The organism is Elizabethkingia argenteiflava (assembly GCF_009904105.1).
In the GTDB taxonomy this organism is placed as follows: domain Bacteria; phylum Bacteroidota; class Bacteroidia; order Flavobacteriales; family Weeksellaceae; genus Elizabethkingia; species Elizabethkingia argenteiflava.
In genome coordinates this window covers 18,900-43,785 of sequence record NZ_JAAABJ010000634.1, presented here as the reverse complement: position 1 = coordinate 43,785, position 24,886 = coordinate 18,900, and the positions used below count along the sequence as shown (strand labels likewise).

22 protein-coding genes and 1 pseudogene are annotated in these 24,886 nt (G+C 36.5%); 5 read left to right on the top strand and 18 right to left on the bottom strand.

What is annotated here, in order from left to right:
• A pseudogene (locus tag GNY06_RS15790) lies at nucleotides 1-112 on the top strand (IS982 family transposase); the annotation flags it as partial.
• Nucleotides 113-382: 270 nt separating this feature from the next.
• A complete protein-coding gene (gene mtaB / locus GNY06_RS11390) occupies nucleotides 383-1,729 on the top strand; it encodes a tRNA (N(6)-L-threonylcarbamoyladenosine(37)-C(2))-methylthiotransferase MtaB (RefSeq protein WP_166520177.1) in 1,347 nt (448 codons plus the stop codon).
• On the opposite strand, the gene GNY06_RS11385 is transcribed toward mtaB, so the two are convergent.
• The 7 genes from GNY06_RS11385 to GNY06_RS11355 all read right to left on the bottom strand — a co-directional run bounded on the left by GNY06_RS11385 (nucleotide 1,726) and on the right by GNY06_RS11355 (nucleotide 8,910).
• On the bottom strand, nucleotides 1,726-2,199 hold the full coding sequence (locus GNY06_RS11385) for a GNAT family N-acetyltransferase (RefSeq protein ID WP_166520176.1): 474 nt from the start codon (nucleotides 2,197-2,199) through the stop codon (nucleotides 1,726-1,728). The genes mtaB and GNY06_RS11385 overlap by 4 nt on opposite strands.
• A gap of 486 nt (nucleotides 2,200-2,685) precedes the next feature.
• Complete coding sequence (gene mqo, locus GNY06_RS11380; protein WP_166520175.1) at nucleotides 2,686-4,167, bottom strand: malate dehydrogenase (quinone); 1,482 nt, start codon at nucleotides 4,165-4,167, stop codon at nucleotides 2,686-2,688.
• Nucleotides 4,168-4,180: 13 nt separating this feature from the next.
• Nucleotides 4,181-5,191 carry an NAD(P)H-dependent glycerol-3-phosphate dehydrogenase gene (locus GNY06_RS11375; protein ID WP_166520174.1) on the bottom strand — a complete coding sequence of 337 codons (1,011 nt, stop codon included), beginning with the start codon at nucleotides 5,189-5,191 and terminating at the stop codon, nucleotides 4,181-4,183.
• A gap of 258 nt (nucleotides 5,192-5,449) precedes the next feature.
• Entirely contained in the window at nucleotides 5,450-6,277 is an 828-nt protein-coding gene (gene prmA, locus GNY06_RS11370; RefSeq protein ID WP_166520173.1) for a 50S ribosomal protein L11 methyltransferase, read from the bottom strand.
• Nucleotides 6,278-6,367: 90 nt separating this feature from the next.
• The gene (tpiA, locus tag GNY06_RS11365; protein WP_166520172.1) at nucleotides 6,368-7,126 is read right to left on the bottom strand and encodes a triose-phosphate isomerase; all 759 of its coding nucleotides are present in this window, start codon (nucleotides 7,124-7,126) and stop codon (nucleotides 6,368-6,370) included.
• 137 nt (nucleotides 7,127-7,263) lie between these two features.
• A complete protein-coding gene (locus GNY06_RS11360) occupies nucleotides 7,264-8,349 on the bottom strand; it encodes a BT_3928 family protein (protein WP_166520171.1) in 1,086 nt (361 codons plus the stop codon).
• A 27-nt stretch (nucleotides 8,350-8,376) separates the two neighbouring features.
• A complete protein-coding gene (locus GNY06_RS11355) occupies nucleotides 8,377-8,910 on the bottom strand; it encodes a DUF1599 domain-containing protein (RefSeq protein ID WP_166520170.1) in 534 nt (177 codons plus the stop codon).
• Nucleotides 8,911-8,969: 59 nt separating this feature from the next.
• On the opposite strand from GNY06_RS11355, the gene folP reads away from it, so the two are divergent.
• Both folP and GNY06_RS11345 read left to right on the top strand, forming a co-directional pair.
• A complete protein-coding gene (gene folP, locus GNY06_RS11350) occupies nucleotides 8,970-9,824 on the top strand; it encodes a dihydropteroate synthase (protein ID WP_244614425.1) in 855 nt (284 codons plus the stop codon).
• A gap of 205 nt (nucleotides 9,825-10,029) precedes the next feature.
• Nucleotides 10,030-10,725, top strand: a complete 696-nt coding sequence (locus GNY06_RS11345) for a VIT1/CCC1 transporter family protein (RefSeq protein WP_166520169.1) — start codon at nucleotides 10,030-10,032, stop codon at nucleotides 10,723-10,725.
• A 104-nt stretch (nucleotides 10,726-10,829) separates the two neighbouring features.
• Here the strand turns inward: GNY06_RS11345 and GNY06_RS11340 are convergent, their stop codons facing one another.
• The 5 genes from GNY06_RS11340 to prfB form a co-directional block, all read right to left on the bottom strand.
• Nucleotides 10,830-11,066: a hypothetical protein gene (locus GNY06_RS11340; RefSeq protein ID WP_166520168.1), complete on the bottom strand. Its 237-nt coding sequence runs from the start codon at nucleotides 11,064-11,066 to the stop codon at nucleotides 10,830-10,832.
• Between the two features lie 122 nt (nucleotides 11,067-11,188).
• The gene (clpP, locus tag GNY06_RS11335) at nucleotides 11,189-11,872 is read right to left on the bottom strand and encodes an ATP-dependent Clp endopeptidase proteolytic subunit ClpP (RefSeq protein ID WP_166520181.1); all 684 of its coding nucleotides are present in this window, start codon (nucleotides 11,870-11,872) and stop codon (nucleotides 11,189-11,191) included.
• 73 nt (nucleotides 11,873-11,945) lie between these two features.
• On the bottom strand, nucleotides 11,946-13,856 hold the full coding sequence (gene dnaG, locus GNY06_RS11330; protein ID WP_166520167.1) for a DNA primase: 1,911 nt from the start codon (nucleotides 13,854-13,856) through the stop codon (nucleotides 11,946-11,948).
• A gap of 89 nt (nucleotides 13,857-13,945) precedes the next feature.
• Nucleotides 13,946-14,617, bottom strand: coding sequence for a DedA family protein (locus tag GNY06_RS11325; RefSeq protein WP_166520166.1), 672 nt, complete (start codon nucleotides 14,615-14,617; stop codon nucleotides 13,946-13,948).
• 176 nt (nucleotides 14,618-14,793) lie between these two features.
• Nucleotides 14,794-15,903 carry a peptide chain release factor 2 gene (gene prfB / locus GNY06_RS11320; RefSeq protein ID WP_166520165.1) on the bottom strand — a complete coding sequence of 370 codons (1,110 nt, stop codon included), beginning with the start codon at nucleotides 15,901-15,903 and terminating at the stop codon, nucleotides 14,794-14,796.
• 144 nt (nucleotides 15,904-16,047) lie between these two features.
• On the opposite strand from prfB, the gene GNY06_RS11315 reads away from it, so the two are divergent.
• Complete coding sequence (locus tag GNY06_RS11315) at nucleotides 16,048-16,614, top strand: Crp/Fnr family transcriptional regulator (RefSeq protein ID WP_166520164.1); 567 nt, start codon at nucleotides 16,048-16,050, stop codon at nucleotides 16,612-16,614.
• A 631-nt stretch (nucleotides 16,615-17,245) separates the two neighbouring features.
• Here GNY06_RS11315 and GNY06_RS11310 read toward each other — a convergent pair.
• The 6 genes from GNY06_RS11310 to GNY06_RS11285 all read right to left on the bottom strand — a co-directional run bounded on the left by GNY06_RS11310 (nucleotide 17,246) and on the right by GNY06_RS11285 (nucleotide 24,524).
• A complete protein-coding gene (locus GNY06_RS11310) occupies nucleotides 17,246-19,489 on the bottom strand; it encodes a nitric-oxide reductase large subunit (RefSeq protein WP_166520180.1) in 2,244 nt (747 codons plus the stop codon).
• Between the two features lie 19 nt (nucleotides 19,490-19,508).
• Entirely contained in the window at nucleotides 19,509-20,231 is a 723-nt protein-coding gene (gene ric, locus GNY06_RS11305; protein ID WP_166520163.1) for an iron-sulfur cluster repair di-iron protein, read from the bottom strand.
• 83 nt (nucleotides 20,232-20,314) lie between these two features.
• On the bottom strand, nucleotides 20,315-20,710 hold the full coding sequence (locus tag GNY06_RS11300) for a c-type cytochrome (protein WP_166520162.1): 396 nt from the start codon (nucleotides 20,708-20,710) through the stop codon (nucleotides 20,315-20,317).
• Nucleotides 20,711-20,789: 79 nt separating this feature from the next.
• Nucleotides 20,790-21,245 carry a hypothetical protein gene (locus GNY06_RS11295; RefSeq protein WP_166520161.1) on the bottom strand — a complete coding sequence of 152 codons (456 nt, stop codon included), beginning with the start codon at nucleotides 21,243-21,245 and terminating at the stop codon, nucleotides 20,790-20,792.
• Between the two features lie 37 nt (nucleotides 21,246-21,282).
• Nucleotides 21,283-21,714: an RrF2 family transcriptional regulator gene (locus GNY06_RS11290; RefSeq protein WP_166520160.1), complete on the bottom strand. Its 432-nt coding sequence runs from the start codon at nucleotides 21,712-21,714 to the stop codon at nucleotides 21,283-21,285.
• Between the two features lie 455 nt (nucleotides 21,715-22,169).
• Nucleotides 22,170-24,524: a TonB-dependent receptor gene (locus GNY06_RS11285; protein WP_244614424.1), complete on the bottom strand. Its 2,355-nt coding sequence runs from the start codon at nucleotides 24,522-24,524 to the stop codon at nucleotides 22,170-22,172.
• Nucleotides 24,525-24,886 lie beyond the last annotated feature (362 nt).

Here is a 24,886-nt window from a genome sequence, read left to right as displayed (position 1 = left end):
TGATGGCTTTAAGAATAGAATATTATCTAAGATAATGGCAATGACTGTTATACAATGCATTAATAAACTAAACAATAGAAATATTAACAACTTAAAAACTCGTATTGCTTAAATGCACCACGGGTTAGATAAAGACTTATTTAACTGAATTTATAAAATAAAATCTTTTTACTTAGCAATGAATTTCATCATCCTATAAACCTGTAGAAGGCAGAATAAAAAATTTTGTATCAGGAAAATCAATTTTAATCGCTCTAATATATAAGATGAATAAAAGTTAATTCTTTTTTTGGAGACTTGCTTTGATGGATTACTCAACTTTAAAATGGACATTTAGAAAATTTTATATTTATTTCGTAAATTTGCCTTCTCTTTTTTAGTTATGGAATCAGGTTTAAAATCAGTGGCATTTCACACCTTGGGCTGTAAGCTCAACTTTGCAGAAACTTCTACTATCGCCCGTCAGCTTACCGATGCGGGTTATAAAAAGGTATCCTTTGACGAGGCTGCTCATATCTTTGTCATCAACACCTGCTCGGTTACCGAAAATGCGGACAAAGAATGTAAGCTAATTGTAAAACGAGCACAAAAAGCCAATCCTGAAGGTCTCGTAGTGGTGTTGGGGTGCTACGCACAACTTAAACCAGAAGAAATATCAGCCATTGAAGGTGTAGACCTTGTATTGGGGGCAAAAGAAAAATTTAATATTCTGAGCTACCTACGCGATCTTGAGAAATCTAACACGCGGGCAGAAGTACACGCCTGCGAAATTGAAGAAGCTGATTTTTTTATCGGCTCCTATTCTATTGGCGATAGGACGCGCGCTTTTCTTAAAATTCAGGATGGATGTGATTATAAATGTACTTATTGCACCATTCCTTTAGCACGGGGGATTTCTCGTTCAGATGCCCTGGACAACGTAATTAACAATGCACGTGAAATTGCCTCACAGGATATCAAAGAAATTGTACTCACAGGAGTCAACATCGGCGATTATGGTAAAGGGGAATTTGGCAATAAAAAACACGAACACACCTTTCTAGAGTTGGTAAAAGCACTGGATCGGGTAGATGGAATTGAGCGAATTCGAATTTCATCCATAGAACCTAATTTGCTCAAGGACGATACCATTGATGTAGTTGCCGCAAGCAAAAGCTTCGTTCCTCATTTCCACATTCCTTTACAATCGGGCAGCGATCATATTCTAAAAAAAATGAAACGCCGCTATTTAACTACACTTTATAGAAACAGAATCCATAAAATCCGAGAACTCCTACCTGATGCTTGCATTGGCGTGGATGTGATTGTAGGCTTTCCAGGGGAAACCGAAGAGGAGTTTCTTAAAACCTATCAATTTCTAAACGACCTGCCTATTTCTTACCTTCATGTCTTCACCTATTCTGAAAGGGAAAATACCGAAGCGGTAAATCTGCCGGAAGTAGTCCCCATAAACGAAAGAAAAAAACGCAATAAAATGCTACGCATTCTCTCTGAGAAGAAGAAAATGGCCTTTTACCAAAGTCAGATTGGAAGAAGTTTACCCGTACTGTGGGAACATGAGAATAAAGAAGGCTTTATGTATGGATATACCGAAAACTATATACGAGTACGCAAAGTATACGACATGAGTTCCGTAAATAAAACAGAATGGGTAAATCTACATCAAATAGAAGCTGATGGTACGGTAAGTATTCAACTAAATTTTGATGCTTTTTTAGCTAAAGTCTAAATTTTAAACACCATAATATACAGGGGACCTCTCTCTCCTATAAACATTTCGTCTAAAGGCTGATAACCCACTTTTTTATACAGATCATAGGCACGTGTATTCTTAATATGCACCCCCAATGCGATTTCTTGTATTGGGGAAAAACTTTCTTTTATAAAAGAAGAAAGCTGTAACAGCGCTTTTTTAGCTATACCTTTCCCTTGGTAATAAGGATTTAAACTTAATGATCTTAGAATGACCACCTTCTTATCCCTAGGTTTATAGAATCTGTGAAAAGAAAAATCTAAAGAAAAGAATCCCACGGCTTTTTCATGATATAAAATACTAAAGTTAAGGTAATCTTGGGCATCTTCTTTTGATGCATCCAAAATATCCGCAGGTTCAGATGTAAAACGGGCCTGATCTTGTGTAAGTGCATAAGAAGTGAGTGCATAAAAATGTTCCGGGTTATATGCTATAATTTTAACCATAATCCATAATTTTTCGTCTCTAAACTAATAGATCTTAAGCATTATATGTTTTAATACTATGTTAAATTATAATGCATATAAGTTATAAATATATAACAATTGTAAATTTCCAACATCATGATTTATGGAAAGAGAATAAGTGTAAATACACTTACGCTATAATTAACCTTCTACTTATACCACCGTATGCAACTATGAAAAAATATACTCAAAATGATATATGAATCTTTTTTCTAGAGGAGCATCTAAATTGGATAAGCACCAATTTCTTAATTGAAATGAAGCATGCTATCAACAAACATTTACGTTATTGGATCCTAAGACATAAATTTAAAAAAGCTAAAAGCTTCTCTATTCGATATGAGTTTCCCAAATAGCTTAATAAAGCTATAAAAAAAGCCCTTCTTAAACAAAGGACTTTCTTTAATATATATGTACTTTTTCTCTTTTTCTCACCTTTACCCCAAAAGAGGAAAGGAACAAGAATTAGTAGTCTAATTCGAGTTTCTCTTTTGTATAATCTCTTATTTGTTGGGTGAGCGCTACATTATCTTTAAGACGTTGACCGTACGAAGGCACCATTTCTAAAAGTTTTTCATGCCACTCTTTATGCAGCTTTTCTCCAAAACATTTCTCCAAAACGTTAATCATAGCAAAAGCAGCAGTACTCGCTCCTGGCGAAGCTCCCAATAGAGAGGCTATACTACCCTTATCATTGGTTACCACCTCAGTTCCAAACTCGAGTTTTCCTCCTTCTGCTTCATCTCTTTTAATAATCTGTACTCTTTGTCCAGCTACGAGTAAATCCCATTTATCAGCATTTGCATCTTTCACGAAATCTCTTAAATGAGCGATACGCTGGTCTTTATTCATAGTGACCTGTCGGATGAGATATCTGGTGAGTGACAGATTATGCCACCAGGCACCAAATAAGGAGCGAATATTTTTAAAATTAATACTTTCCGGCAAGTCCAGATAACTTCCATTTTTTAAAAATTTGGTAGAAAATCCAGCAAAAGGCCCAAAGAGTAAGGCTTTTTCCCCATCAATAATTCTAAGATCTAAATGCGGCACACTCATGGGGGGAGCACCTAATGTAGCCATGGTATATACTTTTGCCTGATGCATAGCTATGAGTTCCGGATCTCTGGTAACCAACCATTGACCACTTACGGGGAATCCTCCATAGCCTTTGCTCTCTTTTATACCAGAGCTTTCTAATAAGGATAAGGCATAGCCCCCTGCCCCAATAAACACGAAATCGGACTTTACTTCTACAGATTTATTATCCATTCGGTTTTTAATTTTCATCTTCCAGGTACCCTTTTTCTCCACAAGATCTTTTACTTCATGGTAGCAAAAAACATCTACATTGGCCACACTCTTTAGGTGTTCCACCATTTTTCTGGTTAGAGCACCAAAATCGACATCTGTTCCCATTTCCACACGGGTAGCTGCTAACTTTTCAGAGGCGTTTCTGGATCGCATAATTAAGGGGATCCATTCTCTGAGTTTATGATGATCTTCAGAAAACTCCATACCTTCAAAAAGGTGAGTTTTACTCATGGCTTGATAGCGGTTCTTTAGGAATTCTATATCTTTTTCTCCAAAAACCAAGCTCATATGAGGACAAGAATTAATAAACTCCTTAGGTGAATGGATATAACCTTTATTCACTAAGTATGCCCAAAACTGTTTTGAAATTTCAAATTGTTCTACAATCCTCTCAGCCTTAGCAATATCTACAGAACCATCCTGTGTCGGAACTGTGTAATTTAGCTCACAAAAAGCGGCATGCCCTGTACCAGCATTATTCCACGCCGATGAACTTTCCAACGCTACATCTTTGAGCCTTTCAAAAAGTGCAATTTTCAAATTGGGATCAAACTCGTGGAGTAGGGTCCCTAAAGTAGCACTCATTACACCTCCTCCAACAAGAACCACATCATATTTAGATTTCGGATTCATTTTATTATAAAGTTCAGTTAAGTTTAGCAGTTAATTTTTTAAATTGTTTTTCAGCATCTTTTCCCTCGTAAAGAATATTGTATATTACACTTACAATGGGGAGTTTTAATTTTCTTTTCTTCCCAATCTGATAGATACTTTTAGTCGCATAATAACCTTCGGCAACCATATTCATCGATTGAATAGCAGATTTTACGGTATACCCCTTTCCTATCAAATTACCGAGCATTCTATTACGACTGAATAAAGAATAAGCAGTTACCAATAGATCTCCCAGGATAGAAGATTGGTTTACATCTCGGGTATTAGGATCAATCGCTTTCAGATAAAGGGCCATTTCACGAATGGCATTGGATACATATACGGCATTAAAGTTATCGCCATACCCCAGGCCATAAGCTATTCCCGCTCCTATAGCATATATATTCTTCAATACAGCACTGTATTCATTTCCTAAAATGTCGCAAGATTGGTGTACTCTTATAAAGTGAGATGATAATAACTGGGCTATGATGCCACTTTTTTGTTTTTCAGAAGCAGATACGGTAAGGTAGGAAAGTCTTTCCATAGCTACTTCTTCAGCATGACAAGGACCAGAAATAACTGCCTGATTTTTTAAATCTATCTTATATTTTTCCTTTAAAAAATGGGCCACTATATCGTTTTGCTCGGGGACTATACCTTTAATAGCGGATACAAAGAGTTTATTCTTAACACTAACTTTCAAAGTTTGCAGTGCCTTATCCAGATAAATAGAGGGGGTTACTAAAATAATGACATCACAAACGGATACCAACTCATTAATATCAGTACTTAAACGCAATTGCTTTAAGTTAAAAAGTACCGCTGTAAGATAGGACGGATTATGGCGCCTAAGTTCAACAGCTCCCTTTACAAATTCGTTTCTTACACACCAATGAACGATTTCACAGTTTTCGGTGAGCATTTTCACAATAGCAGTAGCAAAACTACCACTTCCTACAACCCCCACACGCATCTCTGTATCGAACTTTTTTTTAGCCATTATCACAATTTAACTCGTACAAATATACAACTTAGCCGATAAACACTAAGTTTTAGCCTTTTATCCATAAGCGAGGATGAAGGAAAAAACATTTTTACAATTAAGAGATATGACTTTATAATTGTATAGCAATATTTGTTTTTTTATCAAAATTTATAAATTTAGAAACGATATAAAATACTTTAACCTTTGAAAAGAAATTTATAAAAAGACTATCGGCCCTAAAATAAAGAGGACCGTCTAGCTAGACGGTCCTCTTTATTTACTTAAGAGTAGAGAAATCCATTCTTCTCGTTGTAGTTTTTTATGTAGGCGAAGTTTTTGCCCTTCACACACCTGTAGGATATCTTCCTCATCAAAAAAACATAAACCCGAAAGCAATAGCTGCCCTCCAGGTTTTAATACTTTAACATATCTCGGAATATCCGAGATCAAAATATTGCGATTGATATTGGCTAAAATAATATCATATAAAGTTGTATCCAACTGATCAGCGGTCCCTAACTCTACTCGCATTGAAATGTTGTTACGCTCCGCATTTTCTCTAGAATTCTCTACTGCCCATTCATCTATATCGATCCCCAGAATATCAGAAGCTCCCTTTTTTCCAGCATAAATGGCTAAAACCGAAGTCCCACATCCCATATCGAGTACTTTTTTCCCTTTAAAATCCATATCCAACATCTGCTGAATCATGAGATAAGTAGTCGCGTGGTGGCCGGTGCCAAAAGACATTTTAGGTTGAATGATAATTTCTTCTTCAAAGCCTTGAGGCTGGTGAAATTCAGCCCGAATCAATACTTTATTTTCTACATTTATGGGCTGAAAATTTTTCTCCCACTCTTCATTCCAATTAATATTGGGCATTTTTTTAAAAGTATAGGAAACCTTTACTTCTTGATGATTGAGCAAGCTTTTTATTTTCAGGGCTTCTTCGTTGAATAAATCCGATTGAATGTAAGCCAGAATTCCATTATTTTTTTCGGTAAAACTATCAAATCCTAATTCGATAAGTTCTGCCATTAAGATCTCACTCCATGGTTCAACAGGCTCTATATTAAAATCAAATTCTAAATATTGTGTCATCTATCCTATTTTTAAGGCGAATCTGCAAATTACACATCCCTCCTCGCCTTTTGTTATTTCTTTTCCTTCTCTCTTCAGATTATTGAAAATTTAATCAAAAGCTTTAATAATCGCCGTAAAATCGTCAATTTTAAGAGAAGCGCCACCGATAAGACCACCATCTACATCGGGCTTAGAAAAGATTTCTTTGGCATTGTCTGGTTTTACGCTACCTCCATAAAGAATAGAGACTTCATCTGCTACCTCCTGTCCATATTTCTCTGCTATGAGCCCCCTAATATAAGCATGTATTTCCTGTGCCTGCTCTGGGCTAGCTGTTTCACCCGTACCAATAGCCCAAACCGGCTCATAGGCAATAACGACTTTTTTAATTTCATCTGGCGTAAGGCTGAAAAGCGCTACCTCGGTTTGATCTTTAATCACATTAAAATGCTGTCCTGACTTTCTTTGCTCCAGTGTTTCTCCATTGCAGTAAATGGGAATAAGGCCTTTATCCAATGCTAATTTCACTTTTTTATTGCAATTTGCATCGGTTTCACCGTGGTATTGTCTTCTTTCAGAATGTCCGATAAGCGTTCCCGTAGCACGAATAGAACTAAGCATATCCACTGATATTTCACCGGTAAAGGCGCCTTCTGTATGCAGGGATACCTCTTGTGAGAATACCCTCACTTCATGCTGGGTAAAAATATCCATAGCTGCTGTAAGATAAAGCGAGGGGGGAGCTATATATACTTCACAACCCGAAGTATGCTTCTTTTGGTATGTCGAAAGCTGGTTCATCAGCTCTTGTGCTTCAGAAAATGTTTTATTCATTTTCCAATTTCCAGCTACAATTTTCCTTCTCATAAATTATATTATATTTTTATTGATTCTTATCTGAAGATTAACATCCTCTCCATAACCTTTTGCTACAACTTAATACCATGAAGTGCTAAAAATAATCCGCTGTTCTTATTTATACTCTTGAATTAAATTTAATCGTTTCAATCGTTAAAATAATCTTTTGCCTCCTCTTTGAGTACAATCTTTCCATTTTCCAGAATAAGTAAAAAAGGGTTACTTCTGGCAATGGTTTTTATCGCTGTAGCATCCATGGTTCCATGAGGTACCTTACTGAAGGTATCTATTTGGGTAGAAACGGCATATATTTTTGCTTTTTCTCTTAAAAGCCCCTTTTCTATATTGTCGATTAAGCTTTGGGAAAGTTTTTCTGGTTTATAGGTAAACACTATAAATATTCGGGGCTCATTGAGAATTTGATCGGTAACATCCTGCCCATCAATATCGGTAATTTTAAAGTTTTTAATGGTGGATTCGTAACCTTTTTTCTTTAATTTCTCATAGGTTTTATCCGACTCTATCTGCCAATTTGCATCTTTCCAGATGTTAGAAGAAAGGTATTCATCCTGAGATAGGCTTTTGTGCTGACCTGTTTGTGTATTTTTAAGCGTATAAAAAACTTCGTATTCCGAAGGGTTTTCCTCTATTTTAGCTTTTTCCCACCTTAAATCAGTGCCTATTTTATAATCTCTAAAATCTATATAAGGTTCTCCTAGTACTCCTTTTAGTATTATAATGGATAAAAAAATGCAACTCAGTAAGAAGAAAGTTATCCTCGGGAAGCCACTTTTAAAAAAACAAATATTACTGCCTAGATCTCCTTTATAGGCTCGCCATAAAAATAAAATCAGCCCCAGCAATATGATGTCTTTAAGAAAAGAAGTCCAAGGTGTGAGTTTTAAAGCATCACCAAAACAACCACAGTCTGTAACGACATTAAAATAGGCGGAATAAAAGGTGAGGAAACCGAAAAATATACAAATCACCAGAAGACACAGCAAGGTGTCTCTAAGTTTTATTTTTAGGAGAAGTAAAACGCCTAATAAAAATTCGACTACTACCACAAGTATAGCAATAGGTAAGGCCCATTTTTCTAAAAATGCTATGTTAAATACAGCTGGTGAGAAATACTCTTCTAGCTTAAAGGAAAATCCGATGGGATCAACAGCCTTTAGGAAACCCGATATAATAAAAATAAAGGCTACAAAAACTCTAATTATTTTTTTCATCGTAATATTTTTTATTATTAGTAACGCCTAATTCATTTTAATTAAACAAAAAACAGCATAGTTCAACATATCAAAATAGTTAGCGTCTAAGCCTTCTGATACTAAAGTTTTTCCTTGATTATCTTCAATTTGTTTGGTGCGAAGCACTTTTTGATAGATAAGATCAGTAATAGAAGATATTCTCATTTCCCGCCAGGCTTCACCATAATCATGATTCTTTCGCATCATTAATTCTTTCGCCCGGTGAGCGTAATCATCGTATTGTTGCATGATGTTTTCTGCATCTTCTTCCAAGGATTGGATAAATCCTCTTTCCAGCTGGATAAGCCCTATAATAGAATAATTGATGATTGCTATAAACTCAACCCGTTCATCCTCATCTACCATTTTCACACTACTCATCTGCAAAGTGCGGATGCGGTTAATCTTAATATAAATCTGATCGGTAATCGAACTGGGTCTCATCACTCTCCAGGCAGCTCCGTAGTCCTGCATTTTTTTACTAAATAATTCCCTACATTCGGCGATTATTGACTCAAATTCAATTGCTGTATTTTGCATAAATTAGCATTCTCATGTCAAAGATACAAATTTAGCCTAAAGCAAGAAAGCTGATGAATATGAATATAGAAAAAAACGTGCATAATCAGACCTATAGCCTCAATTGTCGTGGCAAATTAATTTCTCTTGAAAAACCCCTTATTATGGGTATTCTTAATCTCACTCCCGATTCTTTCTCGGATGGAGGTTTGTTTAATCAAGAAAAATACGCTTACTCACATGCAGAAAGAATGATTAAGGAAGGGGCCTCCATTATTGATATTGGCCCTCAATCCACTCATCCGCGTTCGCAACAAGTAAGCGCTAAGGAAGAAAGAAAGCGTTTAGGCCATATCATTTCACAGCTAAAAAAGGAATTTCCGGAAACTTTACTATCGGTAGATACCTTCTATGCGGAAACTGTTCAATATGCTGCGGAAGAAGGAGTGGATATCATTAACGATATTTCAGGCGGACAATTCGATCCAGAAATGTTCGCTACTGTGGCAAGAGTAGGCCTTCCTTATATCTTGATGCACGTGAACCCGAGCTTCTCCCAAATGCATGATACTTTAAAGCATTCTGATATTATCTCCGATATCAATTATTTTTTTACACAAAAAATCGAAGCGCTTAACCAACTGGGCGTTCATGATCTTATTTTGGATCCCGGATTCGGATTTGGAAAGACCATTGAGGATCAGCTCAAGATAGTGCAAGACGCCGATTTATTGGGATTTAGAAGGTGGCCCCTCCTGATCGGCATATCGCGAAAATCATTTATCTACAAACCTTTGGGTCTCTCCCCACTGGAGATTACTACACAGACTCAGGCTTTACACCTTAACCTCCTTAAAAAAGGCGCTAACATACTCCGTGTACACGAGGTTAATGAAACTAGAAAAACCATTGAAAAATTCTTACAGCTCTCCTGAAATATTGAGATAAGCAAGACATATGAACAGCTTTTGTATGCCCTCTATTTTTTAACGATCAACAACAATATCTTATTCAGCATTATTAAAATATGCGTAATTTCATATCACCAATATACTGTTAGTGTATCTATTGAAAATAAATTTGTAAATCGCTTATCAGTATAGAAATGAGGTGTTGTTCCACACTTAAAAGCAAAATAGTATGTCACATGATCTTTTGGAAAAACATTATGTTAATCGTATGGGCTGGCTAAGGGCCGCTGTGCTCGGGGCCAATGATGGTATACTTTCCACCACCAGCATCACCATAGGTGTGGCCGCTGCCCACCCTTCTCGGGAAGCTATCATACTAGCTTCACTAGCTGGTCTCGTCTCTGGCGCCATGGCGATGGCAGCCGGAGAATATGTATCGGTAAGTTCACAAGCGGATACCGAAAAGTCGGATTTGGAAAGAGAAGCTCAGGAACTGGAAAACATGCCTGAAATAGAGCTGAATGAATTAGCCAAAATATACGAAAACAGAGGTCTAAATCCTACACTGGCCCTAAAAGTTGCGCAGGAACTCACCCACCACAATGCCTTAGAGACCCATGCCAGAGATGAACTGGGCATTAATGAAATCACCACCGCAAAACCTCTTCAAGCCGCAACCTCATCATTCGCCTCTTTTACAGGAGGTGGTTTATTACCTTTTTTAGTAGCTCTTTTCGCACCTATCTCCGATATGATTTATTATGAATATGCTTTTTCGATTGTATTCCTTATGTTGTTAGGGGCCATTGCGGCTAAAACTGGCGGCTCTAAAATAAGTATAGCGGTAGGAAGAATTTGCTGTTGGGGAACCGCTGCTATGGCTTTAACAGCTATAATAGGTTATATTTTTGGGGTTAGCACCTGATAGACTAACTTCCTGATAGCAAAAAACAGGTATGGGCAGCTCTCATAGCTCTTGTGTGACCACAGAATATGAGGTTTATAAGAAAAGCCGATCAATATATGCTTTTAGTCTTGAGATAATTTCTTGCTAAAGGTTTTGTTAAATATTTTTTTATCCTCTTTCAGTTGCTTCAAAGTACAAGGAAGTATATAGGAGGTAATGAGTTCTTGGTCTTTATTAAAAAAAAGTATCCGCTTTTCCTCTTTCTCATCTATCATTTTTTCGAAAATATCCCACATGGAAACATTTTGCTGCTTAAGCAATTCAAAAAACGCTTCTGCCTTAATCTCTACACTCTTCATACTGCAAAAATAAAAAAAACATATTAACCTCTCTGACCGGAATCTTCTTCCTTTCTATTTTAGAGGGTATAAAACTAAAGTTTTTACACCCTCTAAAAAAAGAAAATATACTTGCAGAAGAATTATTTCTCTTCCCTACGTTGTAATACTTCATCAACCATACCAAATTTTTTAGCCTCTTCGGATATCATCCAATAGTCCCTATCAGAGGATTTCTCTACCCACTCATAAGTCTGTCCAGAATGTTTGGAGATAATATCATACAACTCTTTTTTGAGTTTTAACATTTCTCGTAAATTGATTTCCATATCAGAGGCCACCCCTTGCGCACCTCCGCTAGGTTGGTGGATCATAACTCTAGAATGTTTTAAAGCAGAACGCTTACCTTTTTCTCCAGCTACCAATAAAACAGCTCCCATAGAGGCTGCCATCCCTGTACATATGGTCGCAACATCGGGTTTAATGATCTGCATGGTATCGTAAATCCCCAAGCCTGCATACACACTTCCCCCTGGAGAGTTAATATAAATCTGAATATCCTTACCCGGATCTGCGCTTTCTAAAAATAACAACTGAGCCGTCACAATATTGGCTACCTGATCATCAATCCCTGTTCCTAGAAAAATAATCCGGTCCATCATCAGTCGGGAAAAAACATCCATCTGAGCCACGTTCATACGACGCTCTTCCATAATGTAGGGGGTTAAATTGGTAGGGCCATACATCCCCATATACTGATCAGTAGCGAGACCATTAACGCCCTGATGTTTTACCGCGTAATCTCTAAATTCTTTTTTAATATCCATCGATTTAATTTTATCTTCTAACATGTTCTAATTTTATTCCAAACGAATATATGGACATTCTGGCAGATATCAACTACAATATTCTATATAGCACTCTATCCAATTCTATTTTAAGCTTGCTAAGCTTTAGTATTGTAGCATAATATTGTACATCATTCCCAGGATCTTGCTGTATTTTCAGCTGGAGATCTTTAATAATTTTCAATATATATTCGCGTTTATGGCGTAGGATAATATCCTGCACCAATTTATCGACCACCTCTTCTTCTGTACTGAAATAAATATTAAATTTATTCCAATCACTTACTTGATGGGGTTCTATTAATACGTCCGCAACTTTTTGACTAACTTCCTCATCCATCAAACTAAAGAAAAATTGCCCCGAACGAAATGCACTCTCAGCAAAGCCCTTTTGAATTTCATTAATAATTTTCTGGTGCAAAGGGCTCTGAATTTCATAGGAATCTTCTTCAAAATGATTCAATATTTCTTGGATAACAGAAGACTTGATCACTTTGTCTTCTTTTTTTCTGAACATTTCCCTATCACCATACTTTAACATCAGTTCTACTAATTTTTCTTCTAGAAATAATAATGGCGGAATAGAGGTCTCAAGCTGTGCAGTTTCAATTTTTTTTAACTGAGGCGGCTTAGTTTTTTCATGCTGCTGGAGGTGGTTCTTTTGATTCTGAAGTTCATTAAACAAATTCTGCTCGGAAACAGATAGCAATTTTGAAACCTGTTGTATAAATATTTCCTGCTGAAGATGATTGGGAACAAAAGCTATACTCTTGACCACTTCTTTAATAAGCTCTGCTCTCTTAAAAGGATCTTCACCAGCGTCTTTCTGAAGCACTTCTATCTTAAAGTGAATAAAATCTACTGCATGTTCCGCAATATATTTTTTAACATATTCCTTAGGGAAAGCTTTGGCAAAACTATCCGGATCATGTCCATCGGGAAAGAGCATTACCTTTATATTCATGCCCTCCTCCAACAACAAGTCTATACTCCGAAAAGAGGCCTTTATCCCCGCGGCATCACCATCGAACAAAATAGTTACATTCGGCGTAAGTCTTTTGATTAATTTTATCTGTTCTTTGGTCAATGCGGTACCACTACTGGCTACTACATTTTCTATACCGGATTGGTGTAAGGAAATAACATCCATATAACCTTCGACCAACAAACAGTGGTTTTCTCTGGATATAGATTGTTTGGACTGAGCAATACCATACAGCACATGAGATTTATGGTAAATTTCGGTCTCGGGAGAATTAAGATATTTGGCCGTTTTAATATTATTCTTCAAAATCCGCGCACCAAAACCTAATACTCTTCCTGAAAAGCTGAGAATCGGGAATATCACCCTTTCTCTAAAGCGATCTATTCCGCTAGGTATATTTTCCGGAAAAATAGACAAGCCTGATTTTTCGAGCAAATCTCTATCATAACCTTTTTCCTGTGCTATTTGTGTAAAAGCATTCCGAAGTTCTGGCGAATAGCCCAATTGAAATTTCTTAAGCACTTCATCATTTAATCTCCGCTCACGAAAATAGGAAAGTCCTATATTTTGTCCTTCTTCTGTTTGATATAATTGCTCTTGAAAAAAATGATTCGCTACTTCGTGTATTTTATACAGCAATTCTCTTTGGTTACGAGACTCTCTCTCAGTTTCCGAAACCTGCTGTATATCTTCTTCTATCTCTATGCCATATTTTTTAGCCAAGTAGCGTAATGCCTCGGGATAGGTGAAGTTTTCAATTTCCATAAGAAAAGAAACTGCTGTTCCTCCTTTTCCAGAGCTAAAATCTTTCCAAATCTGCTTACTTGGCGAAACAACAAAAGAAGGGGTCTTTTCATCATGAAAGGGGCTCAATCCCTTATAATTTCCTCCCGCCCGTTTTAGTTGTACATATTCGCCCACCACTTCTTCTACCCTTACGGCGGAAAATATCTTATCTATGGTGTTTTTTGTAATCATCTTAATCTTTAAAAAGTAAAATTAGCATTATTTCTAAGAAAAAAGAGATTGCCAAAGCAATCTCTGTCATATACTTAAAAAATTGGATATCAGTCTGTTTTTGAAGTTTTTTTCTTAGCTTTGGACATAAACTTAATTATCACAGGAACAGTAGTAATGACCACCAAAATAAGGATAATGAGTTCCAAGTGGCTTTTCAGATCAATCCCCATCTGGTCTCTGAACATTTTATCCAGATAATGCCCCCCATATACCAAAGAGAAAGACCACAATACACCCCCTATTATATTATATAGGGTAAATCTGGCCTTGTCCATTTTTACAATGCCGGCTACAATAGGGGCAAAGGTTCTTACAATAGGGAGAAATCTCGCCATAATGACCGCTATTCTGCCATGATCATCAAAAAAATCATGCGCTTTAAACAAATATTTTTTCTTGAATAACCAGGTATCTTTCTTTTCATAGAGCACAGGACCACTTTTATAGCCAAACCAATAGCCTGCCATATTTCCTAAAATAGCTGCTACGGCTATTAAAGTAGCTAAAATGGTGGTATCCATATAATCGCTTCCAGTCGATCCGAAACTCTCCGAAATAATGGTGGTAGCATAAATTCCGGAAACAAATAGAAGACTATCTCCGGGCAGAAAAAAACCAACAAATAAGCCTGTTTCAGCAAAAATAATAAAAAGTATGATCCAGAGTCCTCCTTTCGTAATATAATAATCAGGATTAAGCAGGTTTTCCCAGTTTTTCATGTAGTAGATTTATTGATCGACAAATATAAAAAAATAAAATATTCTAATGTTAAAAGCTATTCTCGTTTTATGAATAGAAATTTTATTTAATATAATTGTTTAACTTTTATGAGAAAGTAGAGTTTGCTCTTCATCTACCCCCTCTTAACGCAAAAATAATCTTCCAGCGGGCTTACTTAAAAAACTTGATCATCTGCTGTATTTTGCCCTTCATTCATGAGGAAAGCTTTTAGAAAAGGGGTAATATTACCATTCATTACAGCCTCTACATCGGAAGTTTCATAACCCGAGCGCACATCTTTCACCAATTTATAAGGATGCATCACATAATTACGGATTTGACTTCCCCACTCTATCTTCATTTTACTCGCCTCAATTTCATTGCGGGCTTTCATTCGCTCTTCAAGCTCTATTTCATAGAGACGAGATCTTAAAAGTTGCAGTGCTTTTTCTTTATTTTGAAGCTGCGAACGGCTTTCTGAATTTTCTATAATAATACCCGTAGGGGCATGCCGCAAGCGTACGGCAGTTTCCACTTTATTAACGTTTTGCCCACCTGCACCACTGGCCCTCATGGTTTCAAAAGTAATATCAGCCGGATTGATATTGATTTCTATACTATCATCAACCAAAGGGTATACATATACCGAAACAAAACTGGTATGTCTTTTTGCATTGGAATCAAAAGGGGAAATACGCACCAAACGGTGGACTCCATTTTCTCCTTTTAAATATCCAAAAGCATAATCTCCTTCTATCTCCAAAGTCACTGTTTTTATGCCCGCAACATCTCCATTTTGATGGTTGAGCTCTTTTATTTTGAAACCTTGTTTTTCGGCCCACATTATATACATCCTCATCAACATACTAGCCCAATCACAACTTTCAGTACCTCCAGCGCCAGCGGTAATTTGGATAACGGCTGACAATTCATCTCCTTCGTTAGAGAGCATATTGCGAAACTCCAATTCTTCAATTTTTTCGATTAACCTGGGAAAGGCTTTATCCAAATCTTTTTCACTTTCTACATCTTCTTTGGCAAATTCCTGCAACACCAACAAATCTTCAAAAGCGACTTTAATTTCATTATAATCTTCAACCCAACGCTTCTTGCCTCGTAATTGTTTTAAAAAAGTCTCAGCAGCCTTAGGATCATTCCAAAATTCGGGTGCAGCCGTTTTTTCGTCATCGTTAATGATTTCTAACTTTTTTTTCTCAATTTGTAGATATCTATATAAGTCTTCAATACGCGCTAGCACATCTTTTAACTGGTCATTATTTATCATTTAGCAAAGATAAAACTTAGATGGTGAATGCCGGTAATAATTTATTATTTAATAAATTAATATATATTTACAAAACAAACACACTCCAATATACCTTCTACTAAAAAAAATAGTGATCATAAAAAAAAACAACATACGATATTGATGGAAAATATTAGAGAAATATTTGATAGTATTATTCAGCTTACAGATGAAGAGTTCAGCTATTATCTTAGTAAGCTATCTTACAAAGAATATAAAAAAGGAGAAATCATTACGAAGAAGGGCAGTATAGAAAATTATGCCTATTACGTACAAAAAGGGATTGTGAGACGCTTTATCGACAAAGGAGAAGGAGATCTTACTTTCTATTTTTCTTTTGAACACGATTTTGTTTGTGCTTACGACTCTTTTATTACCCAGACGCCGTGCAGATATATGTTACAGGCTTTAGAAAACACATCAGTGATGAGAATGTCATGGCAGGATGTACAAGATCTTTATCGTCAGTCCCTAAAATGGGAAAGAATAGGCCGGATACTCAATGAAAAAGCCTATTTAGAAAGAGCTGAGCGCGAATTTTCCCTACTTGCCCAATCCCCACAGGAACGCTACGAAAGCCTTTTTCAACAAAATCGAGAAGTTATCAAAAGAGTCCCTTTGAAATATATAGCCTCTTATATCGGTATTACTCCACAAGCCTTAAGCAGAATTCGAAAGCGTATTTTTTAACCGACATTCATTTTATGCAGTATGGAAAATACATAAATTTGTTATAGTTTTAAATTTTAAGTTTAAAATATTATTTGATCTCAAATTCACAAATGACAATGGAGCGACTCCTATCGCTTTGAAAAGAAGTTTATTGCCTGGATTTTCTTCAGGCAATATTTTCGTTAAAAACCTATCTTTATAAAAATAAAGATTCATAGCATCTTAAGAAATATATTTACCAAATAAGACTATTTATACGCTTGCATAAATAGTACTCTGATACAGCATGTTATCGGTGAACATAAAGGTAAAAAATGAGTTTGAAAATTTTTAATATCACTTCACTCTCACTCCCTTAATCTTACATTAACGATATGAGTGTTTTGTACCCTTGAATGTTTGCTGTATAATTGAGTAAACTATTCTTTTACATATTATAATGATATACTTCTTCCAGATTGAATTGAATTACGTCTCCTGTATCTGGATATTTATCTGCTCACTTGAGAATTCTATTTCGTTCTTCTAACTGTAAAATTTTTACTAGTAGATACTTAGAGCTATTACCTGCCTTGCCAAAACTTCATTAAAGCTATCGGCTAAACAGAAGTTTCAGCCGATAAGCTTATGCAAGCATCACCTATAAAATTCAGCGTTTTTCTTTTAAAGACCAGCCTTGCCTTAATCCTATTATAAATATCACCAATAAAAGCTCTCCCGCCCCTAATAGAATATCTCCTGGTACCCGCATCCATCTAAAGAAATGTATAATATCCTTCTGCATAAATTCTGCTGAACGTGCATACCAATATCCCTCTTTAATAGATGCTATAGCTTGCATAATTCCTATGGGCAAAAGACTAATTACCAACATAAGAAATAAGCCTATATTAATTAGCCAAAAGGCTGAAGCGATTAACTTTTCATTCCATTGTCGTTCGGGATATAAACCCCGCAATACAAACATCATCAATCCTATACCTAAGATTCCATATACCCCAAAGAGGGCGGCATGTCCGTGTAAAGCTGTGGTGTTGAGTCCTTGAATATAGTAAAGCGCAATGGGCGGATTAATCGCAAACCCAAAGATACCAGCCCCCAAAAAATTCCAAAAACACATGGATATGAAACAATAAATTGGCCATTTGTAAGCTTGAATCCAACGAGTGGATTTACTCAATTGATAATTATGATAAGCCTCATAACCAATAAAAACCAAAGGTACTATTTCCAGAGCACTGAAAGTGGCTCCGACTGCCAAAACCGATATGGGAGTCGCCGAAAAATAGATATGATGAAAAGTACCTAAAATACCCCCACTTAAAAATACAATGGTAGAAAATAGTACTGCACGAGTTGCTGCTACCACGCGTAACAATCCTAATCGGGTAAATAAGAAAGCTGCTACTACGGTAGCAAAAACTTCGAAGAAGCCTTCCACCCAAAGATGCACCACCCACCATCGCCAATACTCTGCAATAGCCATATGCGTCTGCCTACCATACATTAAACCTGCTGCATAAAAAACAGCGATCGCAACGGAGGAAGCTATAAATAAAAGAAGCATATGGTGGCTTTCATCCTTTCTTTTTAAAGCAGGCATCAGGGCACGTAACATCAGAACTAACCAAAGCACTAATCCTAATAAAAGTAAAATCTGCCAAATCCTACCCAACTCTATATATTCATATCCCTGGTGACCCCAAAAGAAATTAGCCTCTAATCCTAACTTCTGCATTACACCTAACCATTGCCCAGTAAGAGAGCCTAATACCACTATCAATAAAGCAAAAAATAATATATTGACTCCTAATTTTTGGTATTTGGGTTCATAGCCCGACACTGCAGGAGCTATATACAAACCGGTGGCTAACCAAGAGGTCGCAATCCAAAAAATAGCCAACTGTACATGCCAACTTCTTGAGACCGACTGAGGGACGTACTGATCCAGTGGAAAACCATAAAAAGCACTTCCTTCGACTCCGTAATGAGCCGTCACCACCCCCGCCAACATTTGTACCAGTATTAATAGCCCCACTACCCAAATATACTTTAAAGTGGCTCTCATAGAAGGAGTGGGCTTCATATTACGCAAAGGATCCTCTAAGGGGAGAAGTTCTTCTACCTCTTCTTCTTTATTTTTAGCATAATATAAAGCCATGAAGGATAAACCTGCTAATAACAATAATATACTAAATCCCGACCATATATGCAGAGCGCTCGAGGGGATGTTACCTACTAACTCATCGTGAGGCCAGTTGTTGGTGTAAGTGATACTATCATCAGGACGCTGCGTAATACATACCCAAGTGCACCAAGCAAGAAAAGCATTCATTTTATCCATTCGATCCCTATTTTTAATGGTATTAATAGGAATAGCATAAGCCTCTCTTAATTTATTCATAGAAGGATCGTCCATAAAAAGACGACTGTAATAATTGGCCAATTGCTGCTGTACCGTTGCACGCTGGGGAGATAAATAAATCGTATTCGTCTTTTCATCGAAAGTATTGGTACGCAATTCTTTTTGTAATATAATTTTATATCTGGCTTGTTCTTCTTCGCCCATATTTTTATAAATACGCCCCTCTTTTCCGGCCAAGGCTTCTAATAAAAGCAAGGCTTCCCGATGCAGATAATCTGCTGTCCAATCGGGGGCAATATAAGCTCCGTGCCCCCAAACACTCCCCACAGTTTGACCGCCGATGGACTGCCATACATTTTGACCATCTTTTATATCTTTCCCCGTATAGAGTAGCCTGCCTTCAGTAGTCATTACCCGCTCGGGAATAGGAGGTACTTTTCGATAAATCTCCGCTCCATAATAAATGAGTACGGCAAAAGAGATTACCATAACGCCTATTAAATAGTACCACAGTCTTTTAGATGTCATATTTTTCATATATTTTCTTTTATTGTAATCTTAACTCTCTTTCTAAATCAATAGACTTTGGAAATAAAATATTGTTTTCTAAATGGATATGGGTATGAAGATTGTTTTCAAAGTCCTCTAACATTGAAAAAGTAACTTTATAGGTATTACAAGCATCTTCAGGCGGGGTATATCTATTGGTAAGCCCGGAAATTTTTTGAAGTCTTTCTCCTTCCACCTCATGCTCATGTCTCATCATATTAACTGGATATTCAACCCTTACAAAGTGAGGAGTAGTTAACTCTTGTCCGCTATTCTTTGTCTTTACCATATTTCTGATAAAGGGAAAAAGTATCAGTTCTTCCTTTTTCATATGGACACTTAGATCTCTAGCCGATTCGTTAAAGAGCTCACGAACATCTAAAAGTTCGGGATGTGCATGGCCATGCACCTTACAAAGTTTATCCAAAAATGATTGTAAAACCAATGTCTTCTCTTCTACATATTGATGATGGGTTTTCTCTATATAATCTGCTAATAAATCTAAAGGCCAGAAGGTAAAATCAAAATCTGTGGATTTATCTTTAGGTAAACCTTCTATTTCTGTATAAATTAGATATTCGTCCACTCCATTTTTCTCACAAGCTTCTTTAATCGTTCTGCTTCCTTTACAACAAAAGTCGATTTCATATTTCTTAAAAATAGCAGCTGTTCTAAAGTCCTCAGCCACCATTGCACCGATGTAATCTGTTTGTATATTCATAATAAAATACCTTTTTATCTTTTATTTTTATAATTTTTTTTTATCTCTTTAAACCGCTTTTAAAAGCGGACTCTTTTCGTTTTTTATTTTTTTAAGGAAAGAATATATTTCACGATCAATTGAGCCTCCTCTTTAGCTATACCAGGATGCGGAGACATCGGGATTTCTCCCCACACCCCTTTTCCTCCCTGTATAATTTTATCCGCCAAATAGTCCAAGTCGGCTTCTGTATATTTTGTAGCTATTTCCTGATAAGATGGCCCTATTACTCTACTATCGATAGCATGGCAAGTGAAACAATCGGATGCTAGCATGAGCTTGCTTCCTTCTTCTGGAGAAGTTTTTTTTTCTGAAACAACTTTAGGTTCCTCCAGCATCACATTGGATTCTTTTTGGTCCGACTCTACAGTCGTATTTTTTTTAGCACAAGAAGTTAGCATCCAAGCAGCAACAACTGCAATAAAAACAACTTTTTTCATTTATTTTTTTATTTCAAATTTTATGGAGGCGGCTAAGGTTGATATATGTATTCCCAGTGATTGAAGCTGAGAAAATAGTTTAAATAACTTCTGGTTTTATTCTTTTTATTTGCAATATTATACACATAAGAATCAAAATACACTTGATCACCTCAGCATAAATAAAATAAGTATGTAAAGAACCAGACTCAAATGTTTTATGGTGATCTACCCAATCTACCTGATCGTTTAATATGGGCAACATCCAAAATTTTTGCAAGCACAAGAGTAATACTAGAAGGCCATATATGCAGAGCAGAGATTTGGTAAGCTCTTTTTTTAAAAACATGAAATTGAGACCAATCCCTATTGCTAAACCCATCTGTATATAGGTAGAAACATTAAACATTAACTTTCCTAATTTTACGGCAACAGGCAAGGTCATTCCCTCCACCTGAAATTTTAAGGGTGCCTCTAAAAAGCTAATGCTCAATAATACGCCTAACCAAAAAAATAAAGCAGCATATACAAATGGATATCTAACTCCTATTTTCATTTACTCAATGTTTAGATTTTAATAGATTTGAAGCAATTTATTTTTTCAAAAAGATTTCACAAGCGTCTAATTTATCGACAAACTCACCTATCTTAGAGCTTTCCAGCATCTCTTTTAATTTATTCCGAATTTGTTTAAATTCATAATGCACAGGACAAGGATGCGTATGGGAGCATTCCCTAAGCCCCATCGCACAACCTTTAAATATACGCTCACCATCCACTTTTACTACAATATCTGCTAGAGATCGGTTCAAATCGTTTTGGTCCAGATAAAAGCCTCCTGTAGGTCCTTTTGCAGACTGGACCAAACCTTTTTTAGTCAGATCCTGAAGAATCTTAGCAATAAAATATTCAGGAGAGTCTATTCCCTTAGCGATATCTTTTATTCCGACGCGATTTCCGCCCCTTGTTTTTTGAGCAATAAAAATCAACGCTCGAATGGCATACTCACAAGTTTTTGAAAACATTTAAACTCTTTTATAAAGCAAATATACAATAAAAAAATAAAAGACCTTTTTATCCTTTATTTTTTTTATAAATTAAATATGTTCAACTTAGCTGCGACCTGCAATGCGTGTATATTGATGACCTATCTTGTAAAATTAACTGCACAAAAAAAAACGCCAGATGATTGAAGCATCTGGCGAAATAACTTATAAAAGATCTAAGGCCTGCAAAATAACTTTAGGATTTCATTTATATTTTCTTCGCTCACACAATAAGGCGGGACCAGATCAGTAATATTTCCCAAAGGGCGAAATAGGATGTCTTCATTTCCCGAGTACAGGTGGTATCATCTCCAAAGGTAAAGTTCCACCTTCCAGCCCTTTGGAACACGGTATTAATCCGAAAAGGTGAACGATTTTGCATATTTTATTTTGAGTAATTGAGATTTTTTTATTGTTAATAAAGGTTTATTTTACTAAAACTTCAAAGCAAAACTGCCAAGAAAACGTGCAGGAGCCTGTGGTGTTAACCGCACCGACCAGGCTTTTTCATTGGTCATATTATCCACTTTAAACCCGATTCTGTATTTTAACTGATCATAGAAAACACCTGCATCAAACATGCTGTAAGAAGGAATGATCACCTTAGCAGTTTGTGTGTTGGTCTGATAGGACGCTGAACCTACATTTCCTCCGATCCCGATCCCCAGTCCTTTTAATTTTCCTTGGGACAGCCTATAGCTTACCCAAAAATTAAATATATTATCCGGACCAGAAAGCGCAGGTCTAAGATTGTTTACAGAAGGATTGGCACGTGTATATTTGCTATCATTATACGCATAACCCGCTACAACATTAAATCCTTTAAACGGATTAACCGTTAATTCTACTTCTATACCCTTACTCAGCTGACTACCATCCTGAATTGAATAGTTAACATCTTCCGGATTGGATCTCAATACATTATCCACCTTGATATTATAAAAACTGAACGTTCCCACCAGTTTATGATCAAATAAATCTGCTTTCATTCCCAGTTCCATCTGATTGGCATATTCCGGTTTAAAGGAATTTCCATTAATATCTGAACCACTCACATTATTAAATCCACTCATATAATTTCCAAATAGGGAAAGTTTATTGCTCAGAACCTGATAAACAATGCCTAATTTAGGAGAAAATGCCGTCTGTCCGTATGGACCTGCTTGCGAACCACTGCTACTAAGCCCTCCTTTTGTTTCACCGGTCATAATATTATAGACACCTTTAAATTGAAACCTATCAATACGCAAACTGGCCATGAGTATAAACTGATCGTTCACATTGAAAACCTCCGACACATAAGCAGCATAAGTATTATCACTATTTTTTTCTTTTCTAACGGTAGAAGTCGCTGTCAATGCATCAATAATATTACGATTTACCCGAAAATCAGTAGACGGATGAACAAAGTTAAATGCTTTGGTTTGGGTATGATAGCGATCGAAATGATTAGAATTATTATAATAATCTAAGCCTATAAGTAAACGGTTCCGAAAACGCCCAATATAAAAATCTCCTATAAAGTTTTGCTGCAAGTTAGTCGCCATAAAAGCCGTAGTTCCTACCATAACCTGTGCACTTGCGGTAGAATCTGTTTTACCGTTAATCGCAGAAATATATCCATTAATCACAGAACGCGCCCGAGACATAATCGTCTGAGAAGTCCAATGTTCAGAGATTTTATAATTCAGTTGTCCGAAAATGTTCATCATCTGAGTCTCATAAGCTAAATCGTCTCCCAGAAAATTTTTATAATATGGAAAATTCATGTTTGCAATCGACTGAACTTTTTTGCTTCGATAAGGATTAAATCGAACTACAGAAGTGCCTTTTGCCTGATTAAATTCGACATCCAAAAGCAATGATAATCGGTCGTTTATCTGATAGGAAAAACTAGGTGCTATCGCTAGAGAATTGGTAAAGCCTGAGTCCTGGAAACTTTTTTCATAGGTCGTTGCCGAGTTTAATCGAAAAAGAGCGGTTCGCTCTTTGTTGATCGGACGATTAAAATCCACTGTCAACCTGTTGTAACTCCAACTCCCACCGACATAACCGACTTCTCCACCAAAGCCGTTATAAGGTTTCTTGGTCACACGGTTATAAACCCCTCCGTAACCACCAGACACATGTTTTCCAAACAGAGTAGCCGAGGGGCCTTTTATGGCTTCTATACGTTCCAGATTAACCGGATCAATTACTGAAAAGGCGGCTCCTGCAACTCCATTTCGTGCATTAGGCTCGGCTTGAAAACCTCGTGAACGAAATGTCACCCTTCCCTGATTGGCAATCATAGGAATACCTGCTCCGGGTACATTTTTAGAAATTCCTCCTAAATCTATGGCCATTTGTTCCTGAAATAATTCCTTGGATACAGAAGTATATACCTGTGGGTTCTCCATATTTTTCAAAGGCAATCTGGCCACATATACACTTTCTTTTTTGGAGAACGAATGGAGATTATTCTTCACCAAAACCACTTCCTGTATGGACAAAATATTTTCCTTTGGCAACTGGTAATCCAATATCGTGATCTTTCCTGCCACAACCTCAACAGGTAAAAGTATTTCTTTGATTCCCAAAATTTGAAATTTTACAATATACCTTCCCTCATTTAAATTTTGGAACCTATAAACTCCCTTATCATCGGTTAAAGTCTGAAGTTTCATTTCCTGTAAAGAAACCGATATGGATGGCAGAGGCTGGCCATCAACCATGGTAACTTTACCCGATAATCCTCCGGTAAGAGCTTGGGCTTGTAGGCCCGCCCCCGTCCAAAATAATAAAAACAATATAAACCTTTGATACCAACAGGTGGTTATACTTTTTGATTTAGTCTTACGCCTCCCTGTAAACGAAATACAATTTAAATCTTTCCGCTTTAGTTTACTTTTATTACCACATTTCATCATTACCTAATGTTATTTAAAATCATTATAAATAAGGATGTAAAATAACGCAATCGACAAATGTCTCACAACAGACAGGTATAAATTTTTATTCTGGCACTATGATATCGGCAATACTATAGCCAGATAAAACCTATGAATGTGATATTTACGTTTTTTATTTTTAAAAATTATATTTTCGCCCACTCGCTTTTGCACTCAGTCCTACTTAATTCATCTACTGCTTCACAACAAAAATCGATTTC

Coding starts and splice junctions, on each gene's coding strand:
- GNY06_RS11345 (WP_166520169.1), top strand. CDS start 10,030: ATGTCACATGATCTTTTGGAAAAACATTATGTTAATCGTATGGGCTGG.
- GNY06_RS11375 (WP_166520174.1), bottom strand. CDS start 5,191: ATGGCTAAAAAAAAGTTCGATACAGAGATGCGTGTGGGGGTTGTAGGA.
- dnaG (WP_166520167.1), bottom strand. CDS start 13,856: ATGATTACAAAAAACACCATAGATAAGATATTTTCCGCCGTAAGGGTA.
- clpP (WP_166520181.1), bottom strand. CDS start 11,872: ATGGATATTAAAAAAGAATTTAGAGATTACGCGGTAAAACATCAGGGC.
- GNY06_RS11355 (WP_166520170.1), bottom strand. CDS start 8,910: ATGCAAAATACAGCAATTGAATTTGAGTCAATAATCGCCGAATGTAGG.
- mtaB (WP_166520177.1), top strand. CDS start 383: ATGGAATCAGGTTTAAAATCAGTGGCATTTCACACCTTGGGCTGTAAG.
- GNY06_RS11325 (WP_166520166.1), bottom strand. CDS start 14,617: ATGAAAAACTGGGAAAACCTGCTTAATCCTGATTATTATATTACGAAA.
- ric (WP_166520163.1), bottom strand. CDS start 20,231: ATGAATATACAAACAGATTACATCGGTGCAATGGTGGCTGAGGACTTT.
- GNY06_RS11295 (WP_166520161.1), bottom strand. CDS start 21,245: ATGAAAATAGGAGTTAGATATCCATTTGTATATGCTGCTTTATTTTTT.
- GNY06_RS11315 (WP_166520164.1), top strand. CDS start 16,048: ATGGAAAATATTAGAGAAATATTTGATAGTATTATTCAGCTTACAGAT.
- GNY06_RS11300 (WP_166520162.1), bottom strand. CDS start 20,710: ATGAAAAAAGTTGTTTTTATTGCAGTTGTTGCTGCTTGGATGCTAACT.
- mqo (WP_166520175.1), bottom strand. CDS start 4,167: ATGAATCCGAAATCTAAATATGATGTGGTTCTTGTTGGAGGAGGTGTA.
- GNY06_RS11310 (WP_166520180.1), bottom strand. CDS start 19,489: ATGACATCTAAAAGACTGTGGTACTATTTAATAGGCGTTATGGTAATC.
- folP (WP_244614425.1), top strand. CDS start 8,970: ATGAATATAGAAAAAAACGTGCATAATCAGACCTATAGCCTCAATTGT.
- GNY06_RS11360 (WP_166520171.1), bottom strand. CDS start 8,349: ATGAAAAAAATAATTAGAGTTTTTGTAGCCTTTATTTTTATTATATCG.
- tpiA (WP_166520172.1), bottom strand. CDS start 7,126: ATGAGAAGGAAAATTGTAGCTGGAAATTGGAAAATGAATAAAACATTT.
- prmA (WP_166520173.1), bottom strand. CDS start 6,277: ATGACACAATATTTAGAATTTGATTTTAATATAGAGCCTGTTGAACCA.
- GNY06_RS11340 (WP_166520168.1), bottom strand. CDS start 11,066: ATGAAGAGTGTAGAGATTAAGGCAGAAGCGTTTTTTGAATTGCTTAAG.
- prfB (WP_166520165.1), bottom strand. CDS start 15,903: ATGATAAATAATGACCAGTTAAAAGATGTGCTAGCGCGTATTGAAGAC.
- GNY06_RS11290 (WP_166520160.1), bottom strand. CDS start 21,714: ATGTTTTCAAAAACTTGTGAGTATGCCATTCGAGCGTTGATTTTTATT.
- GNY06_RS11385 (WP_166520176.1), bottom strand. CDS start 2,199: ATGGTTAAAATTATAGCATATAACCCGGAACATTTTTATGCACTCACT.